This window comes from Achromobacter sp. ISS7 (assembly GCF_056523125.1).
The window spans coordinates 237,674-253,568 of the sequence record NZ_JAWRZD010000002.1 but is presented as its reverse complement, the minus strand read 5'-3'; the positions used below and the strand labels follow the sequence as shown (position 1 = coordinate 253,568).

The 15,895-nt window shown below is 59.7% G+C and carries 21 protein-coding genes; 6 read left to right on the top strand and 15 right to left on the bottom strand.

Annotation, left to right across the window (positions count from 1 at the left end; translation table 11 throughout):
- Positions 1-19 precede the first annotated feature (19 nt).
- The 6 genes from AC1HFW_RS32965 to AC1HFW_RS32940 all read left to right on the top strand — a co-directional run bounded on the left by AC1HFW_RS32965 (position 20) and on the right by AC1HFW_RS32940 (position 5,114).
- The gene (locus AC1HFW_RS32965) at positions 20-541 is read left to right on the top strand and encodes a hypothetical protein (protein WP_156350292.1); all 522 of its coding nucleotides are present in this window, start codon (positions 20-22) and stop codon (positions 539-541) included.
- Positions 542-611: 70 nt separating this feature from the next.
- The gene (locus tag AC1HFW_RS32960) at positions 612-1,070 is read left to right on the top strand and encodes a DUF6750 family protein (RefSeq protein WP_479286940.1); all 459 of its coding nucleotides are present in this window, start codon (positions 612-614) and stop codon (positions 1,068-1,070) included.
- A gap of 216 nt (positions 1,071-1,286) precedes the next feature.
- Complete coding sequence (locus AC1HFW_RS32955) at positions 1,287-2,123, top strand: hypothetical protein (RefSeq protein WP_479286938.1); 837 nt, start codon at positions 1,287-1,289, stop codon at positions 2,121-2,123.
- On the top strand, positions 2,116-3,405 hold the full coding sequence (locus tag AC1HFW_RS32950) for a hypothetical protein (RefSeq protein WP_479286936.1): 1,290 nt from the start codon (positions 2,116-2,118) through the stop codon (positions 3,403-3,405). The genes AC1HFW_RS32955 and AC1HFW_RS32950 overlap by 8 nt, the downstream gene beginning before the upstream one ends.
- Positions 3,406-3,504: 99 nt before the next feature.
- Positions 3,505-3,822 carry a helix-turn-helix transcriptional regulator gene (locus AC1HFW_RS32945; protein ID WP_054432609.1) on the top strand — a complete coding sequence of 106 codons (318 nt, stop codon included), beginning with the start codon at positions 3,505-3,507 and terminating at the stop codon, positions 3,820-3,822.
- On the top strand, positions 3,819-5,114 hold the full coding sequence (locus tag AC1HFW_RS32940; protein ID WP_054432608.1) for a type II toxin-antitoxin system HipA family toxin: 1,296 nt from the start codon (positions 3,819-3,821) through the stop codon (positions 5,112-5,114). The genes AC1HFW_RS32945 and AC1HFW_RS32940 overlap by 4 nt, the downstream gene beginning before the upstream one ends.
- 287 nt (positions 5,115-5,401) lie before the next feature.
- On the opposite strand, the gene AC1HFW_RS32935 is transcribed toward AC1HFW_RS32940, so the two are convergent.
- The 15 genes from AC1HFW_RS32935 to AC1HFW_RS32865 all read right to left on the bottom strand — a co-directional run bounded on the left by AC1HFW_RS32935 (position 5,402) and on the right by AC1HFW_RS32865 (position 15,819).
- On the bottom strand, positions 5,402-6,496 hold the full coding sequence (locus AC1HFW_RS32935; RefSeq protein WP_479286935.1) for a hypothetical protein: 1,095 nt from the start codon (positions 6,494-6,496) through the stop codon (positions 5,402-5,404).
- A gap of 112 nt (positions 6,497-6,608) precedes the next feature.
- Positions 6,609-7,199: a hypothetical protein gene (locus AC1HFW_RS32930; protein ID WP_479286933.1), complete on the bottom strand. Its 591-nt coding sequence runs from the start codon at positions 7,197-7,199 to the stop codon at positions 6,609-6,611.
- Positions 7,200-7,267: 68 nt separating this feature from the next.
- Positions 7,268-7,912, bottom strand: a complete 645-nt coding sequence (locus tag AC1HFW_RS32925; RefSeq protein WP_479286931.1) for a hypothetical protein — start codon at positions 7,910-7,912, stop codon at positions 7,268-7,270.
- A gap of 51 nt (positions 7,913-7,963) precedes the next feature.
- Positions 7,964-8,533 carry a hypothetical protein gene (locus AC1HFW_RS32920; RefSeq protein ID WP_479286930.1) on the bottom strand — a complete coding sequence of 190 codons (570 nt, stop codon included), beginning with the start codon at positions 8,531-8,533 and terminating at the stop codon, positions 7,964-7,966.
- 43 nt (positions 8,534-8,576) lie between these two features.
- Positions 8,577-9,329: a hypothetical protein gene (locus AC1HFW_RS32915; protein WP_479286929.1), complete on the bottom strand. Its 753-nt coding sequence runs from the start codon at positions 9,327-9,329 to the stop codon at positions 8,577-8,579.
- Between the two features lie 14 nt (positions 9,330-9,343).
- Positions 9,344-9,817, bottom strand: coding sequence for a hypothetical protein (locus tag AC1HFW_RS32910; protein ID WP_156350282.1), 474 nt, complete (start codon positions 9,815-9,817; stop codon positions 9,344-9,346).
- Positions 9,814-10,428, bottom strand: coding sequence for a hypothetical protein (locus tag AC1HFW_RS32905; RefSeq protein WP_479286927.1), 615 nt, complete (start codon positions 10,426-10,428; stop codon positions 9,814-9,816). The genes AC1HFW_RS32910 and AC1HFW_RS32905 overlap by 4 nt, the downstream gene beginning before the upstream one ends.
- Positions 10,429-10,513: 85 nt before the next feature.
- Positions 10,514-10,708: a helix-turn-helix transcriptional regulator gene (locus tag AC1HFW_RS32900; protein ID WP_156350349.1), complete on the bottom strand. Its 195-nt coding sequence runs from the start codon at positions 10,706-10,708 to the stop codon at positions 10,514-10,516.
- Between the two features lie 210 nt (positions 10,709-10,918).
- Positions 10,919-11,440 carry a hypothetical protein gene (locus AC1HFW_RS32895; protein WP_479286926.1) on the bottom strand — a complete coding sequence of 174 codons (522 nt, stop codon included), beginning with the start codon at positions 11,438-11,440 and terminating at the stop codon, positions 10,919-10,921.
- Between the two features lie 11 nt (positions 11,441-11,451).
- A complete protein-coding gene (locus tag AC1HFW_RS32890) occupies positions 11,452-11,952 on the bottom strand; it encodes a hypothetical protein (protein ID WP_156350278.1) in 501 nt (166 codons plus the stop codon).
- A gap of 61 nt (positions 11,953-12,013) precedes the next feature.
- Positions 12,014-12,436: a hypothetical protein gene (locus tag AC1HFW_RS32885; protein WP_479286925.1), complete on the bottom strand. Its 423-nt coding sequence runs from the start codon at positions 12,434-12,436 to the stop codon at positions 12,014-12,016.
- Positions 12,437-12,624: 188 nt separating this feature from the next.
- Positions 12,625-13,197 carry a zinc-finger-containing protein gene (locus AC1HFW_RS32880; RefSeq protein WP_479286924.1) on the bottom strand — a complete coding sequence of 191 codons (573 nt, stop codon included), beginning with the start codon at positions 13,195-13,197 and terminating at the stop codon, positions 12,625-12,627.
- Positions 13,198-13,203: 6 nt separating this feature from the next.
- Positions 13,204-13,491 (bottom strand): hypothetical protein, encoded by a 288-nt coding sequence (locus AC1HFW_RS32875; protein WP_457988082.1) that lies wholly within the window; start codon positions 13,489-13,491, stop codon positions 13,204-13,206.
- Positions 13,492-13,639: 148 nt separating this feature from the next.
- The gene (locus tag AC1HFW_RS32870; RefSeq protein ID WP_479286923.1) at positions 13,640-14,353 is read right to left on the bottom strand and encodes a hypothetical protein; all 714 of its coding nucleotides are present in this window, start codon (positions 14,351-14,353) and stop codon (positions 13,640-13,642) included.
- Between the two features lie 56 nt (positions 14,354-14,409).
- The gene (locus AC1HFW_RS32865; protein ID WP_479286922.1) at positions 14,410-15,819 is read right to left on the bottom strand and encodes a hypothetical protein; all 1,410 of its coding nucleotides are present in this window, start codon (positions 15,817-15,819) and stop codon (positions 14,410-14,412) included.
- Between the last annotated feature and the right edge of the window lie 76 nt (positions 15,820-15,895).

Genomic DNA, 15,895 nt, shown 5'->3' with positions numbered 1-15,895 from the left:
CGCTGATGCAGGGGTAGATATGGAATGGCCAGCGATTCTCGAAGGCTCAAAGGAGACGGTGACATCGCTGGTGGGGTTTCTCACCAGTGGTGCGGCTGTATTGATGGGCTCCGCCTTTATCTACTCCGGCTTCTCGAAGATGGTCGCCCATTCGAAGGGGCAACGACACGGGCAGCCAACAGCCGGCCCGGTCGCGATCAACCTTCTGATCGGCGCCATCATGGTGCAGCTCTCGTTCATGGTGGATCAGTTCATCGTGAGCATGTTCGGCGCCGGCCGCGAAGACCCAAACGCAGCAATGTCCTACATGCCAAGTCCGGTGAAGGACAACGTTCTGCTACAGCAGGCCGTGAATGCGGCAGTGCTGTGGGTCTACGCGATCGGCTTTATCGCAATTTTCCGCGGGCTGGTGCAGTGGAACGCCCTGGCCAGCGGAAGAGGTAGCGCTCAAGACAATGGCTGGAAAGGCTTTTGGCACATTTTCTTTGGCGCTCTGGCGGTCAACCTGACCGGCTTTTTACGGGTTCTTACGTCGAATTAAAGATAGATTTTGCACGTATGAATCCGCTGTTTGGTGTAGTTCAACTGTGAATCTCTGATCGGAGCATTTTATGAAAAACCTGTTTGGCGTCACGTCCGTCGTGACCGGTCTGTACCAAAACATGGGCATTGCCCTTTTCTCCCGCTCGCAGTCGATGGGCGTCAGTCTGCGCCAGGCGGCGCTGCGCAACCCCGGCGTGCTGATGCTCATGATCGGCATCGCACTTACGCTGATGCCCGTCGCTGAGGTGCATGCGGCCGGCCTGTCGAGCCTGTTCGACAAGTGGGGTGACACCGTGCGCGACGGCGTGAACCTGATCATGACCATCGCGGCCGCTGTCGGCGTGTGCGCCATCTTCTATGGCTGCAAGCTGATCTGGGACAAGTCCAACGACCGCGAGAACGTCAAGGTCGCCCACATCTTCCTGAGCATGGGCGGCGGTGCGCTCCTGTGCATCCTCTGGTTCGTGGTGACCACCCTGGCTGAAACCGCCGGCGACGGCACGGTGGGCGAAGCCGCGTCGTTCTGATCCCGCGATGAGGATCGACCCCAAAATGCAACAGCCCTGAGCCAACCAGGGCGCCAGGCGGACACTGTCAGAGGGGGCCGCCTGGCGGGGAACTAAACCTGCCGAGCAGATGTATCGCTCACGGGGAGGGCCAGGGTGTTGGCAGCTCTCCCCATCCGAATAGTTAGTGGCGCAGATGTCTCTTGGAGCGCTGCGCCATTTTTGCGAAGGAAGATCATGAATGCAGTGGCCGCGGCAAGCGTGAAGCAGGGGCTTCGCAAACTGGTGATGGGCATCAAGCGCCGTGTCGCCCGCCCTACGGATCAAGCAGTCGCAGACGCCGAGGCTGCGTTCAAGTCTCAGCGAGGCGCCGCGCTAGAGCGCTCGCAGCATCGATGCGTCTACTGTGGATTTCGAAGCGCGAAGACCAACGAGGTCACTCACCTGGACGGAAACCACCTGAACAATTCTCCAGCGAATCTGGCTGGAGGTTGCAAGCTGTGCCATCCCTACCAGCACGTGGGTGAGGTGAGCCGCAATGGCCTGGCCACCGGACTGGAGGAGGGGCATCACGGCAAGGTGACGGCCCTTATCCGGGTGCCGGCTGAAGGCGGCGTGACGGCCCAAGACCTCAACCACCTGCAGCGTGCAATTGCGATCGCTCTGACAGATCCTGGCGAAGCAGCCATGGCACGCAAGATATTCGCGCTCCTCGCGTCGCAGGAGAATCTGGGCGAACTGGCTCATGCCATGTACGGGCCCGCCCGCGCTACAGAGCTCGATATCAAACGGCTGGTTCCTGCGGACCTGGCCTCGGCTTTGTCCTACCTGACCCAGGACGAATACGACCGTCGTGAGGCGGTGCTTGGCCAGGTGAGAATGCTCTTCTCGCCCAGCACGCTAGAAGAATGGGGCCGCATTTGGAGGTCGGAGCAACCCGCATTTGCTGAGCCGGCAAACTGGTCGCGGTTGCTACAACGACAGATGGCCGCGGTAGCACGCCCGGGCGCGGCGCCGGTTCAGGAGACCGTGGGCGCAGAAGCGCTGGTCGACCCGGAGGAAGCCTATGACTGACGTATCAGCCATGCCCGCGGCCGGAGCTCGTCCTGCGCCCCCGTTTGCCCAAATCCGTTTGGCACCGCTGCCTTGCGGGGTTGTGCTGTTTGATCATCCTGATGAAGTGAGTAACGGCACCGCGTACCTGCCGGAAGTGGCTCCCCAGCGCGTGCGCTCGACCAATGATCTTCGAAATGATGCGTTGTGGGTGAGTAACCTGCCGGTCTTCGAGGAGAAGGTCAAGAACCACCCGACGCTACGCAGCGGGTACTACTTTCGGGTATTGCTGGCCGAGATCGCGCACGACCTCGGCATTCCGTCGACCCGAGACGGGCAGATGGCTCCCGATGACGCAATGCGGCTCGCTACCCTGATGACGCGCACCATGACGATCGCAGCGCGGGCTTACGGCTGGGATGTGGCAGAGCTGGGGCCATTGCGCGTGCAGGAGGCCTTCCTGATGCGAGACATTGCGAAGATGCTGCCGCATGCTCCGGTGCCGGATCCGCGCTTCCGAGAAGATCTCGTGCGCGCACTGACGCAGGCATATCAGGAAGCGTCCGCCCCCGACTGGCCTTCGCCCACCTTCGAGCCCGACTCGGTGTTCGTCACGCTGCGATTCAATCGTCTGAACTACGTGCAGCAGCTGATGGAGTGTCCTCTGCCCGTTGGCCGAGGCTGGGTTCGGGTTGAAGGTGTGTCCATGGGCGAGAACACCCTGCAGTATTGCATCGAGCATCCCACACTGGTGAAAGCGACGGTGGAATGGGACAACGCGACAAGCGATATCGCCGCCCTGGCCGCCTATGGCCAAGCAGGTAAGAAGCGCAACACCATGCGCCTCTGGATGGCGCAACCAGAACTGGCGTGGTTATCCAAGTATGCCAAGGTCACGATCAACAGCATTTGGCTGGACCAGAGCGGCTACACGTCGCTCAGCGCCGGCGCCAGGCTACCTGGCCTATTCACAGCGCACCCGGAGGCCTGCCTTTCCTATTCCGCCGGCCTGGTCGCCTACAACCACTGGCTAGCCTTGGCCAGCGGCACCTGGAATCGACGCACCAGACTCGAGGAGTCAACGGTGTGGGCGACCTGGCTGCGCGCCCTGGACCGATCGATGATGTTCACCATGGCATTACGCGCTTATGAGGCGGGATTTCACGTCGAGAGGTATGGCGGGGGGGCGTTGAAACTTCGAGTGACGCGCGAGCGCCTCCCGGAGTTGGCACGCTTCAAGGACGTGAACGGATTCATGTATCCGGACTTAGCCGGCCTGATGCAAAGAGCCGAGCTTGAATAGGAAGTATTCTGCGCAAAATGCGAATGCAGGAGCATATTGAGTCGTTTACTTCTCACCGCATGATAAGTTAACTTCTCTTTTGATAGCAAATTTGATAAAATGAGCGGAATACTTCACTTGTTCGACGCTATGTTTGCTACTGACCGAGATCCGCTCATCGAAATGCTGCGTGAGACCCGAAAAGAGCAGGGGCTTACCCAGCAGGAACTAGCCGACCAGGCCGGCGTTAGTCGTCGGGCACTTGTGGCGATCGAAGGAGGGGGGGATTGCAGCCTCTCAACCCTGCGGCGCCTGATGCGAGTGCTCAATCTCGAACTGACCTTGTCTCCCGCCGAGTATCGGCCTCCCACCCTGGACGATATCCTTCAGGAAAACGAGGCCGGTTTCAGACAGCCATCCGCGAGACCGCGATCATGAAGCTCGATATTTACGTTCAGAACCGTATGGTAGGGGTGCTCGAACAGACGGGCCTTACCTCGTACGCCTTCACCTATCTTCCGGACGTGCCGCGCGAGCTGGCTGTGTCGCTGCTCATGCCGCCACGCACCGCAAGTTGGAACAGCCCATTCCTTTTCCCTGTTTTCCAGGTCTCGCTGCCCGAGGGGGCCTTGCGACAGACCCTGGAACGATCCTTCGCCAAGAACTTCGACAAGTTCGGTGACATGGAGTTGCTGGCGATTGTGGGCGAAAACCTGATCGGCCAGGTGAAGGCCGTGCCCCACGGCGAGCGGCCGTCGGAGAAGAGCATGCACGAGGCTCTGGAGAGTCTGCTGTCTGCGGATCTCAAATCCATCGTGCAGCATTATCTGGGCGAGGATAGCCGGGGCCCAGGGGTTTCAGGCGGGTTCCTTAAGTTCCTGGCGCGCAGTCCCGTCGAGGGCGACGGGGTGAAGCGCACGCTCGCCATCGACCAATGGGTCGTAAAGCTGAACGACCCCGACCGAGACGACATTGTCCTGCTCGAGCATTTCGGCATGATGGCCGCGCGCGAAATGGGTCTGGAAGTTCCTGATACGCACCTGGCCGGCGACGCGAGCCGCATTTTGGTTCACCGCTTCGACCAGGACAGGGACGGCGTGGCAAAGGGTTTCGAAGACATGTGTGCGCTAACGGGTCAACCGGCGCGCGACAAGTTCAGCGGTTCGGTCGAGCGCATCGTGAAGACCATCCGTGCGTTCTGCCCGGGCGCCGAAGGCCAGCGCAGCTCGGAACTCTTCTACGCCCAATATCTCCTCGCCGCGACCATCCGAAACGGTGATGCTCACCTCAAAAACTTCGGCCTGCTGTATGAGCCGGGTCAGACGCCGCGGCTTTCGCCTGTCTACGACATGTTGACCATGGCTGCCTATGCGCCCCGTGACAACTTTGGCGATGCGAATGATGGCATGGCGCTGACGCTGGGCGGCACGAAGCGGTGGCCGACAGCTGAGGCACTGAAGTTGCTTGGGAAGGTCTGCGACATCTCGGTGCCGCGGCAAAAGCAGTGGCAAGAGCGAATGGGCCAGGCCCTTGTAAAGACCGCCGCGGCCGTAGAGCAGTTCCAGGCCGATAATCCCGATCGGGAGTTTGCGCGCGGCGCGCGTATGGTGGAGTTGTGGGCCCACGGCATGCGGCAGGTCGATCCCGTCATTGCTGATGAGCTGATGGAGCGTGCCAACCGGCTCGCAGGCCAAGCCCCGGCAGCTGCCACACGCCCCCGAGATGCCTAAGAAAGGGGGCGCGGGCAGGGAGAGGACGGCGGCTCCTAGTCGGAAGGAACCAAAGCGGCCTTCTTGAGCCGTCGCTCACAGTGCTGGGAGGCGGTCGACGGCAAGTCCTGCAGGAATGGGTTCAGGGCATCGCGGGGGATGTCCCCCGCAAAGGGGATGTGGTCCCGGGGTCGTTTGCCCATAAGCCCAGGAGGATCGAGCACGAGGATAAACGGGCGTTGATCGGCGAGAGAGGTCATCGTTTTCCTTGCGATTGTGGGAATAGTGGGCGATCTACCCGGTTGATCTCATTTGGGGTTGGGGCGATGCCGCTCATTGTCGACGTCAGCCTCTCCGTAGAGCGCAGTCATTTCCCTGCTCATGTTGTTCATGAAGGTCGAGTAGCGCTGACCGGCCTCGTTGTCGAAGTCTTGGCCGGCGTAGTTCGTCGGCTCGAACTTCATGTTCATGGCCATCATGCCGCCAGTCAGGGATAGGGCATCCAGGTCGGGCAACAGCTCTGCATAACACTGCTCGAGCGTGATCTCTCCGAAGAACAAAGCCCGAATGGTGCTACGCGAGTACAACGAGATGCGCGAGGACACGTTCGAGCCGTCACCGAGTTTCATCAGCTCATCGCACATGCTGCTTTGAAAATCCATGACGATGTGGGCGTAGTCCGATTTGGGCCCTTCCAGGTCAAGAGTCTTTGCCGCCGATGCGGGGCTGCTAAGGCGGTTTAGCAGGACCTTGACGTTGCTTTGCACCGCTTGCGTCTTCGAGCTCAATTTTTCGCTGCATTCTTCGATCGTGCGGGCAAGCGCACGTTCGAACGATTCGCGGCGCCCCAAGGTGTTGTCTTCCCAATCGCACAGCGTTTCGCTAAGTTCGATCACGCTGCGAACGGCCGATTGGTGGAACGCGGCGAGGCGAACCGGCGCGGGGGTGCCTTGCCTGAACGAGAACACGGTGCCGGCCACCAATGCCTGGCTCAGATACTCCCACGCTGCATTGACCGGCTCGATCAGATTGGATTCCAACAGTTCCAGCCGGTGAAGCGCGCGCGAGTCTTGAAAGACTTCGGCAAGATCCGGAAGCTCGGTATTGACGTAGGAATGGAAGTCAAACTGACGGTCCGCCCCTTCGCCGATCTGCGTCGAAAGCCGTTCCTTGTAAAGTTCCTGCATGTACCGCATGGCGGCGACGAGATTGCGATGGTCTTGCGACAGGTAGAACTGGCGGCCATCGTCGTAAGCGGCCTCAATCAGGGTGTGCGCCGGCAACCACCGCGCGCTGGGATAGCAGTCCGACGAGGTGTCGCCGAAGAAATGGCCGACAGGCTCACCACGGTGCGAAACGGCAGCCGGGGTAAACGACTTCTGCTGAACAAGGGGGAGCAGCATGCAAAGGTGGCCGGGTGCAATAGTTTGCTTACTCAGGGAACACGAGACGTTGTAGGACATGTGAGTACCAAAAGGGGCGTTGATCGTGGCCGTTCAGGGCATGTGCCGGCGGTTAGGCAATAGATTTGTGTGCTTCATCATGGTCCGCAACCGCTGCGTCCCACGGAGCTTGGCCTCTCGCTGCGTCATCGATCAGACTAGCCAGGACGAAGGCGTCCACCATGTCACCAACCGGAAGGTGGGCGTGATCGATGGAAGGATCCGGCCACCGGTCGTCAAATGCTTGGTCGACCCGAAAAGTCAGAACCGTGTCTGTCTTTGCACTGGTGCCGGAGGCCGGCCAACGAGCCTCAAGGTGTTCAACGCCTTCGGAGCGATATGCCTTAAGGATCACGTTAGGGACGCGGTCGCCTGAGCAGCGCGCTTTGATAATGGCCCCAGCACCGACAACGAAAGCCCGTGAATTCGCGCTGTAGAAGGTTTTGACCGTTCCATCAACGAGTCGAGCGGTGGCCGCGAGCACCGGCTCTCGTACTCGCACAACGCTGAATCGCCCCATGAATGCCAGTGCGTAAGAGACGGCGAGCCAGCCGACGCACAAGGCGAGCAGGGTGGTCCATTCCGCCACGTCTTTATAGACGGAGTAAATTGCAGCGTAAGCGATTAGGGCTAGTGCGAGCAGGGAGGGGACTAGGTTAGGCATTGCAGAAGACTCCGTGACATTAGGCTGTTTCTTGTCGTGCAGCGATCAGCGCAGATGCGCCACGGCGGTTATGTGATCGCTTGGGGCGCTTGGGCGTCTCTCACAACATCTGTGTCCCACGGAGCTCTGCCCCTGACGGCATCATCGATCAGATTAGCCAGGACGAAGGCATCGACCATGTCGCCGACCGGATGGTAAGGGCGATCGTCGGTCGGATCTGACCACCGGTCCTTGAACGCTTGGTCGACCCGAAATGTCAGAACCGTGTCTGGTTTCAAACTGGATCCGACGGCCGTCCAGCGAGCGGCGAGATGCTCAACCCCTTCGGAGCGGTATGCCGTGAGCGTCACGCGAGGGATCGAGTCCCCGGAGTAGCGCGCCTTGATTACGTCTGCCATAGACACAATGAAGGCGCGCGAGGGTGAGCTGTAGAAGGTCTTGACTGCTCCATTTGTAAGTCGAGCCGTGGTCGCGCGGATATGCTCTTGAAGACGCACAATACGAAGTCGCCAGGGCAAAGATTCGATGTACGAACAGATAATTCCAAGAGCGAGCAAACCACCAAGGACGGTGAGAAGGGCGGAGATGATGGAGGTCCACTCCACCCCTAGAGCGAGAGCGCCACTTGCGATGGTCGCAATCACGGCGACAGAGATAAGGAACTGGAAGAGAATTTCATTGAGCATCGCAGAAGACTCCGTGAAATACAGCAAGGCTTTTGCCGCACGAGGTAGCGAAACTGAATTGAGAATGCATCGGAATGATCAGTATTGAGGAGGTGTAGGGCTGTCGAACTGCCAGGGATGTTCTCGCCACGCGATAGCCTGGATCGCATGTACGATGAGCATTGCATCCGACATCACCCGCACTGAATAGAGCTTGGGGTGCGGGAAAGCCTCTACCGCTCCCGCGCCATCGCGATCCACAACGAAGGCTACGGACATGGCTGCGCATGAGTGCTGCCAGAACACGTGGAGAATCTCCCGATTCTCATGCCGCGCCGGCACGAAGGAAAACGTCGGCACATCTCCGTCGAAATGCTTTCTGAGAGACTTGGCAAGCTTCTTGCACTCGGAACGAGTGTGAGCGCTTTCGCTGGGCTTGACCAAGAGATGAGGCGTAAAGCGCCTAACCCGCCGAACCGCCCACACACATGTCGTCATTCGGTACAGGCCAAATAAACACAGTGCCAAGCTTGCGTAGCGAACGCCGGCCGAGATCGAGCCAGGAGCGATGTAGTAATGAGAAAGCACCAAACCCCATGTCGCGAAAACCATGATCGGGACAAAGGCGAGCAGCGGCCTTAGAAGGAGCGGAATGAGTGGATGAATCATCTTGCGAGAAAGGCGCTTGGCCGGATTAGGGGCGATGGGCGATCTACTGGATGTTCTTCGCCATGTACATGATGCTGTCCACGGTGGCGCGTGCATCGTCTTCGTCGACTACCGGGATGTGACGCCCACCATCCTGCAGCAGACGGAGGCGGCCAGGCTGCGGCGAAAAGACATAAAGCGTCATAGACAACGAGTCTCGATCGTCGCGCCAGCACGCCTGCAGGTAGGACTGGCCGTTGATGTCGCGCGGGGTCAGGGACGGCTCCGGAACACCGGCAGGGAAGATTTCGCGGAGGGCCACGGCCGCGCTCACGGCAACCTCATCGGTGTTGCCTTCATACGGGCCAGTCGTCCGCCATCCGCGCAGCGTGCTGTTCAGGTCGATGACAACGCCGCGGCAGAACCTCTCACCGTCCTCGACGACATCGAAAGCCGCGTATGCCAGGCCCATACCAGGCTCAATGAACCACGAGTAGCCCGCTTTGTCCCAGTGGGCGGTGATCTGGTTAGCGCTTTGCTCGAGCTCGAAGTAGTCCAGAACGGCGTCCTCTTCCGACTTGTCGAGGCTATCCCAGTCGGGCAGGATGCCGGCACGATGGAATCGCACAGTGGCAGAATCCGCGGCGCCGGTCTCATCGTGAAAGGCTCCGCGGAATTCGACCAGGTCGTCACTGGCACCGAAGACGATAAGCAGGCCAGCGTTTTTGGCCTCACGCTCCTCATCTCGGCTGAGTTCGTTGCGATATTCGCGGTTATGGAGGCGGCTGGCCAGCTCGGCGGCGGTCAGAATGCTCATGATTGCTCCAGGTGTTATTCGATCGGGTTCGGGGCAGATTTGGCAGCCGAGACAGCCGCCTCGAGGTTCGGAAAGCGGTGCGCCTGCAGCCAGACGTCGGATCTGCTGCTCGGCGAGGGCTCTTCTTCCCATTCACCGGCAATTGATAGGCAGATCCCGCGCACGTGCGTACGAACCGCCCAACGGGGCGCGCCGACATGGGTCGTCAACTGGATCACGATGTGCTCGCCAAATAGCAGGCTGTTGACGCGAAGATCGGGCGGGTTGACGCATTTGTTGTCGGCGGCGTCGAGCAGGGTGATCAAAGACGCACCGGAGTCGCGGAGCAACCGATAATCTTCTTTCAGCTGACGGACGTTCGCGTGTACGCTGCCGACGTCATAGTCACCGTCTGCATTAGGCGGGAACTCTCGCGCAAGCGCGAGTCGATATGCAGTGAGTCGCGATTCGGCTTCCAGACAGTGCGGGCAAGGATTGAGCGCGCTCATGCCGCTGCTCCCTCTGCCGGCGTACGCTTCACCGAAGCCATGATGACGACGCAGCCGGAAATGGCGTCTTCCACAGTGACTGAATGCGGACGCTCATGGTTGATTTCGTAGGCGATTCCATGCTTCAGTACCACGCGATCGCCATCGGCATGAAGAATCGTCTTCCCTGCCGGTAGCAGCACCGGGACGATCACAGTACGGTGCGTGAACACGGCCGGATCGAGCTGGTCGGTATGTTCCTCGGCGCCCTTGGCGCAGGCAAAGTACACGTAGTCCACCAAATCCTGGTGTACCCCCAGCAATCCGGCGATGTCCTCCTTGATGCGCGCGTACGCGTCGTCATGAAGGTTGTGCTTGATGAAGCGCGCCGGCGTCCTGACGCGGTAGTTTTCTCCTTTGATCTCGTCGGCCACGGCGTCGACGATTGAAGGGATGCCTACTGGTCCGTGGATGTGGATAGCAGGCTGAGGGGTAGTGACCTGAGCAGGGGAGGCCGCACGCGCGCGCGGACAATCCGCATCAATGAGGCCAACACCGGGGCGGCATTTTTGGCGTTCGAATGCCGTGCATGCGCACGTGGCGCCCGAAACCAGCGAAGTGGCAGTCTGCATACCATGATCCTCAAATGAAACAGAATCAAGATAGCAAAATCAAACATTGAATTTCAAGCCTTTGCTTGCTGGTTGTGGACTTTCGCTATGGAAGCATTGGTAGAGGATGAGGCCAGCCAGTTTGGCGGCCGATCTCCAGTAGTTGGGCATAGCTGGGTTCGTGACGCGAGTTTTCCCATGCGGAGACGTTTCCTTTACCCACGCCTACCCGCTCTCCCAGTTGAGCTTGCGTCAGGCCCGCGGCCTCTCGACTAGAAAGCACCCATTCGCTCAGTCCCATCACCAGCGTTGGTACGCATTTTCTGCCAGTGCCGGCCGCAGCAGCGGCTTGGATGGCATCTTGGAGTGCAGCCATCCCCGCGTCAGAAAGACTCAAGGGCGGCGTCACGCCGACGGCACAAAGGACTTGGCGAATGTGGTGGGCGAGCTCATCGGAAGATAAGGGTGCCAGGGACTGTGACATGCCGGCGATCATGAAAGAGGAGGATGCCTAGTTTTCAGAAATTGCTGCCAGCATGCGCTGGCACTCGGCCTGGGCACCCCCGGGTGTGCGGGCCAGTATTTCGACCATGGCGGGATCTACCAGGCGGATAATCGACCATAACGCACTGCCGTAGTCGCTGCTGTCCGCCAAGTATAGAGCCTGCACCGCCGTCGCGAGCACGCCCGCCAGAGTGCGATCGCCATGAACAGGATTAGCCGGCTGTCCGCCCTCGAGTCGCACCTGGAGCCGTGTCACGGCGTTCAACTGCGCAACCGCGGCATGTCCACCGTGCCCGACGAGATTCAGCGCGGTATCCAGATCTGCGTCGCCAGTCTCCCAGGCGGCACCTGCTTGGATCCGTTCATCGTCTGGCCGCGCGAGCCACTGAGCATCAGCAAAACGAGCGCCTGCCAGCCAATCGGCGGCACGCGCCCCCTCGGGATTAATACCGGCCTGCGCCATGCCGGTGTGAAGCGTGGCACCCTGCAGAATTGAGCATTCTCCCGCGCTCGCGCGTTTGGTGGCCATAGCCGCTCCCGTTAGGTCGAAATGTCGTCAAGGACGGGTTTGGGTGCCATGACTTTCATCGCGCGAATGATAGAGGCTAGGGGACCGCGAGTCGTCATGGCACCTTCCTCGTCTGCGAGCTGGGCTGCACATTCCAATGCCGCATTGTGGATTTTCGGCGCTGCAGCCTCTGCTTCAGCGCGGAGCTGATGGGGGGTCTTGCCGTTGACCCGCTGCAGGGTCACAAAAAGGGCCCCAATTTCCGCATCGCTATGTTCGAAGTGCATCTCGACATAGTTGGGTGACCCGGACCGGCGGAATTGCTCAGCAAACGCCTCCGCGATCGCTTGGCACGAAGCGCCCTCCAGGCCGAAATCAGCCATCCTGCGATCCAGTTCCAGGCCGGCGAGCCGGGGATCGTTGATCGTAGCCTCGGCACGCTCGAGCCGCTCGATAAGCGCCAAAGCGGTTTCAGCGCTGGGCGACGATCCTGCTTGCGCCGCGGATTTGATCTGTGTGATGTCGATGTTCATTTTGCCTCGAGGAGCGCGACCTATTGTGGGTTCAAAACTGGGACAAACGAGGTGAGGACGATCACTTGAAGGTGCCATACTTGCGCATCGCTCCAGCCCGCGCGGGGTCCACTCGGACGCGTTTGTAGCGGACGCCATCGATCGATTCGACGCGCTGATTGAAGTAGGTCTCTTGATTCTCACGCAGCAACCGGCCTTGGAGTCGCTCATTAATGCGCTGCAGGCCCTTGCGAACATTGCCGGATGACGCCCCTTGGCTGTTGGCCAGGTCGCTGAAATCGCGACGCAGCGTGTCCGGAAAGCTGTCGAACTCGCTGACGACCAGATTGATCACATCAGCATGGCCGCATTGCTTCATGATGATCTGGGCGATCTTGCGAGAGTTTTCCTTCGAGATCCAAATCTGCGCGCGGCTTTCCTGCTTAAACTCGCGCCAAGTGTGCAGAGGTGCGTTGACCTGAATCATCTGCAGCAACACGCTCATCTCGAACCTCTTCCCGTGAACTTGCTCGTTGAATGATGCGCCTCCACCTGGAGGCATCGATTCAAGATATCAATTCGAGTGTTCGAAGTTCAAGGTATGGAGCGCCTAAACCAAGACTGCTCCAGGCCTAACTAGCTCGCCACCCCGGCTCGTTTGTTGCTTCTTGAGGCGATGGCGGTCGCATTGGCCTACTTGCAGCGCAGCAACTCGAGACAAGCTGCCTTTGCAGTGTGAGCTTGATGGATGTTCATCATGGCGAAGTGGCAAGCGGGCTCGGGGATACCCAGCTTGATCGCGAGCCAGGCATACGCGGCAGCGCGATCGCCGCTATGGTGGCGCCGAACGATCGCTTGGAACGCTTCTTTCGCAGAGCGCCTGGCATCGATAGTGGGTCTGGTGGCCATGATCCCAAGCGGGAGGTCGGTGTGGGGGTGTAGGCCAACGTACGCGCCACACGACTGGCAAAGGTAGGCGAATGGCCATTTCCCGTGTTTCTTTCCGGCGTAGATCTCGTCATTCGAAACGAGTTTGACCGTCCCCAAGCAACAGTGACAGAGGGAGGGAGGGACAATCCGATGGGTGACGCGGGAAAGAGCTCTTCGAGAGAGCACTGGCAGTGGCGCCGGCGGCGACAGCTTTCCCCGAGTGTTGTGCCGCGCGTCCACGCCCAAAATTGAGATGGGACCGAGTGGGCCCGCAGCCAGGGCGAGCCACTCTGGATTTGCTAAGCCAGTTTTTGTTTCGGCCAGATCGGTCAGCATTAGCCGTTACCGTCCGCCTGCGCTTGCTGCTCGAGCGATTTCGAGCTCGTTGGCCGCAGACCGAAGAACGTTGATCAGCTGCGACGTCAGCGCTTGGGCGTCGTCCGCGTTAACGACCGCACGTGCGGCGGAAAGCAGCGCGGTGACCGCAGCCGAGTCAGAGGGGGCGGTATCAGTGCGCAGTTCGCTTTCGATGAACGGCAGTAAGGATTCGGCGAGCGCGCCGGCTCCAAGCTTGTGCTCCCCATCCACGAAGCGGATATGCTGGGCGAGGCGGTCGACGTCCAAGGGCATAAGAATCTCCAAAAGTGATGAAACCAAAATAGCAAAATGCCTCCCTGAACTTCAAGGGAGGCATGCTTTGAGGCGAATGTCAGGCCCTGTCGTCGTACTGACACCGCATGCAGGAGCTATCAACGGATGGTGATTCCGGCGGATTGGCTTATTTCGCTTCGGCCTGCTGTTGGCCTGCGCGCTGGTAGCACGTGTTCGGGGCTTCGGGCCATCGATCGCGGCAGACATTGAATTCCCCCTGGTTCCAAAGCCGCAGGAACTCCAGGCCGTTATCTGCTGTGAGCGCGAATTCAATGGCGGCCTCGAAGCACTGTGCGCTATCGCCATTACGCCCGAACTTCTTGAGCAGGGATCGGAAAGCCGTGATGGCGGCCGCGGTTTGTGTCGGAGTGGAAAGGCCGAGGGGCGTCAGCACCGCGGCGATTTCATCATTTGTCGGGCGCTCATTCTGTTCGAGCATGTAGGCGTACTCGCTTGCGCGACGACATCCGTCCAGTTCGCAGGTGATCTGGTCTACTGCTATAGCCGGTTCGACCTGGCCAGCCTCAACCCCACGGATAAGTTCCATGCCCTTGAAAAACATGTCCTTCCAGTGTTGGGCTTCTGCCTTGCGCGCAAGCAGGATCTGGTCTGGCGAGGCCGTCTGGCCCCCATCGGCCACTTGGGCTTCCGATTGAACTTGATCGCAGTGAACCTGGCATTTTTCCATGTTGGCAAGCGCGCTGGCTGGGTCCGAAATGCCGTCAGCGATGTTCCTGGCACTTTGAAGAACACTGGTGGCCAAGTCAGCCCATTCGTTGCCGACATGGCGCCACCGTTCGCGCGCTGCGCGGATATCAGGTTTTTCAGAGGTTGCATTCATTGTGGGAGTCCACACGTCTGGAGTTTATGGCGGCGATGGTTGCCGTCGATGAGGCGTCACGCCTGGAGCTGCGCTACGCGCTCGAGCTTGACGCCGAAGTGTTGAGTTGCGATGCGCTCAAGGGCCTTGATCGCTGCTGTTTCGCTCTTTGTGTGCGACATGCTTACCGACGGCCGGCGCATATCGTGCTCAGCCAGGTAGGTCTCGCCCTCAGAGGTGACCGCGACAGTCCATCGGCCCTCATCGCCACTTGCCTCGTAAAAGAACGCGAGCATCGCAGCGGCAGTGTCCATTTCGAAGTACAGCCCCTTCCCACGAATGGTGAGACGACCTTTACCCAATGAGCCAACGTGCGTGGCTGGTGCATCAGGAATTGCGAAGGTATTGTCCAGAACGGTGACAGCAGAGGCCATTTGCGCTGGAGACACCTGCAGGGCTTCGCAGTTAGTTTGGAACGTCCTATACCCTTGACGCCAGAGAGACGGGAATACTTTCTGAAGGGCGCTTCGCGCGGCGACCGTGACAGATGATCGAGCAAATTTGTCGTCACCCAGACTGGCGATCTTCGCCTCGATGACGTTGCGCAGAGCTTCGTATGAGGCGCCAAGCGATTGGCCATCGGGCGGGGCAGCGGTCATGCCTACATCAGTCGGCGCGCCATTTTGGGAGCCAGGGACTTCGCAAGTCGTCGCGAGCGCAGGCAGCTTTCGCAGGACCTGCCAAATCTGCCACGCATACTGAGCGCTCGACCACGCATACTCTTCGTCATGGGGCCAGGGCGCGCGAACAAGTTTGTCGGCATCGAAAACAGTCCGGGCCCACTTCTCGAAGAGCTTGCGCTCGGCGGCGGGGGGCAACATTACGTTGCGGCGCAGGACAAGCTCGTCAATCGTGACGTTATCTGCCCCGTAGACAGCCCTGGCCGTCTGTGTCGGTTCGTCAGTGACCGCCCAGCGGGTTCCAGAGGCTCGAGTCAAGAGCCATGCGTCCGGGTGACTTAGCGAGGGCAGGTCCGCCGGCCCGTGAAGCACAAGCTGTTTCGCCGGCGGCAGCGCATAAACATGAATCGGGCTGTCGCTCGGCTGCAGGTGCGAACCATCCACAACTTCAACCGACAGTTCGGGATAGGTATCGGTGGAACGCACGTGGATTCGTGCGCACAGAGCGCCTAGAGGCGAGGCATCATCCGACGACAGAACGGTGGTAGCCTCTTCCAGGATGTCTTTCACAGTGCGCGAGCGGCCTTCCATGATGATTGCTTTGTCTTCATGCCCCACTGCGGCGAGAGCCGTTGCGACCCACATCAGCGCGTCGTGCGCGTGCGCCGCTCGCCGATCAAGCTCTTCCTCAAAGCGCTCGGCGAGGATCGGCATCAGGGCGTCGGCTAAGGCTACCGGGCCCAGCTGATTGTGTTGATCGACTTGGCGGATTAACTGGGCGAGGCGGTTCGTGTCGTAGATCATCATTGAGTGAGATTTGAAAAGGCTTAGTTCAAGGTAGCAAAACGCATAACTGAAGTTCAAGCGTTCACCGAATGACCTA

Coding starts and splice junctions, on each gene's coding strand:
- AC1HFW_RS32965 (WP_156350292.1), top strand. CDS start 20: ATGGAATGGCCAGCGATTCTCGAAGGCTCAAAGGAGACGGTGACATCG.
- AC1HFW_RS32960 (WP_479286940.1), top strand. CDS start 612: ATGAAAAACCTGTTTGGCGTCACGTCCGTCGTGACCGGTCTGTACCAA.
- AC1HFW_RS32955 (WP_479286938.1), top strand. CDS start 1,287: ATGAATGCAGTGGCCGCGGCAAGCGTGAAGCAGGGGCTTCGCAAACTG.
- AC1HFW_RS32950 (WP_479286936.1), top strand. CDS start 2,116: ATGACTGACGTATCAGCCATGCCCGCGGCCGGAGCTCGTCCTGCGCCC.
- AC1HFW_RS32945 (WP_054432609.1), top strand. CDS start 3,505: ATGAGCGGAATACTTCACTTGTTCGACGCTATGTTTGCTACTGACCGA.
- AC1HFW_RS32940 (WP_054432608.1), top strand. CDS start 3,819: ATGAAGCTCGATATTTACGTTCAGAACCGTATGGTAGGGGTGCTCGAA.
- AC1HFW_RS32935 (WP_479286935.1), bottom strand. CDS start 6,496: ATGCTGCTCCCCCTTGTTCAGCAGAAGTCGTTTACCCCGGCTGCCGTT.
- AC1HFW_RS32930 (WP_479286933.1), bottom strand. CDS start 7,199: ATGCCTAACCTAGTCCCCTCCCTGCTCGCACTAGCCCTAATCGCTTAC.
- AC1HFW_RS32920 (WP_479286930.1), bottom strand. CDS start 8,533: ATGATTCATCCACTCATTCCGCTCCTTCTAAGGCCGCTGCTCGCCTTT.
- AC1HFW_RS32915 (WP_479286929.1), bottom strand. CDS start 9,329: ATGAGCATTCTGACCGCCGCCGAGCTGGCCAGCCGCCTCCATAACCGC.
- AC1HFW_RS32910 (WP_156350282.1), bottom strand. CDS start 9,817: ATGAGCGCGCTCAATCCTTGCCCGCACTGTCTGGAAGCCGAATCGCGA.
- AC1HFW_RS32905 (WP_479286927.1), bottom strand. CDS start 10,428: ATGCAGACTGCCACTTCGCTGGTTTCGGGCGCCACGTGCGCATGCACG.
- AC1HFW_RS32900 (WP_156350349.1), bottom strand. CDS start 10,708: ATGGGACTGAGCGAATGGGTGCTTTCTAGTCGAGAGGCCGCGGGCCTG.
- AC1HFW_RS32895 (WP_479286926.1), bottom strand. CDS start 11,440: ATGGCCACCAAACGCGCGAGCGCGGGAGAATGCTCAATTCTGCAGGGT.
- AC1HFW_RS32890 (WP_156350278.1), bottom strand. CDS start 11,952: ATGAACATCGACATCACACAGATCAAATCCGCGGCGCAAGCAGGATCG.
- AC1HFW_RS32885 (WP_479286925.1), bottom strand. CDS start 12,436: ATGAGCGTGTTGCTGCAGATGATTCAGGTCAACGCACCTCTGCACACT.
- AC1HFW_RS32880 (WP_479286924.1), bottom strand. CDS start 13,197: ATGCTGACCGATCTGGCCGAAACAAAAACTGGCTTAGCAAATCCAGAG.
- AC1HFW_RS32875 (WP_457988082.1), bottom strand. CDS start 13,491: ATGCCCTTGGACGTCGACCGCCTCGCCCAGCATATCCGCTTCGTGGAT.
- AC1HFW_RS32870 (WP_479286923.1), bottom strand. CDS start 14,353: ATGAATGCAACCTCTGAAAAACCTGATATCCGCGCAGCGCGCGAACGG.
- AC1HFW_RS32865 (WP_479286922.1), bottom strand. CDS start 15,819: ATGATGATCTACGACACGAACCGCCTCGCCCAGTTAATCCGCCAAGTC.